Origin of the sequence: Faecalibacterium sp. DFI.5.82 (genome assembly GCF_029076575.1) — a bacterium.
GTDB lineage: Bacteria > Bacillota > Clostridia > Oscillospirales > Ruminococcaceae > Faecalibacterium > Faecalibacterium duncaniae.
Map to the genome: position 1 here is coordinate 1 of NZ_JARFIS010000149.1, position 366 is coordinate 366.

At 55.2% G+C, this 366-nt stretch carries 1 protein-coding gene; it reads left to right on the forward strand.

The window, feature by feature from the left end:
* Positions 1-366 (forward strand): PfkB family carbohydrate kinase (locus P0G09_RS16000; RefSeq protein WP_275253151.1); only part of this gene is annotated, 366 nt, incomplete at both ends.

Genomic DNA, 366 nt, shown 5'->3' on the forward strand with positions numbered 1-366 from the left:
GTGTCAATCGTCAAGGGCAAGCGCGTCATTCCGATTTTAGACAAGATCGACACGCTCAAGCCAAACCGAATTGAGGCCGAGATGATGACCGGCATTAAGATCACGGACTGCGAGACGGCTCAGATCGCTGCCGCCAAGCTGTTGGAATACGGTGTCAAAAACGTCTTCATCTCGCTGGGTAAGGACGGCATCATGGCCATGAGCAATGATCAATCAGCGCACGTGCCAACAATGACCACCAAAATCGTCAGTGCAAACGGCGCGGGGGACTGCAGCACGGCTACGATCGTCTGGTGCCGCTACCGGGGAATCAAGAATCTTAACCAGGTCTGCGAATACACGCAGGCAGCCGCAAGCATCGCGCTG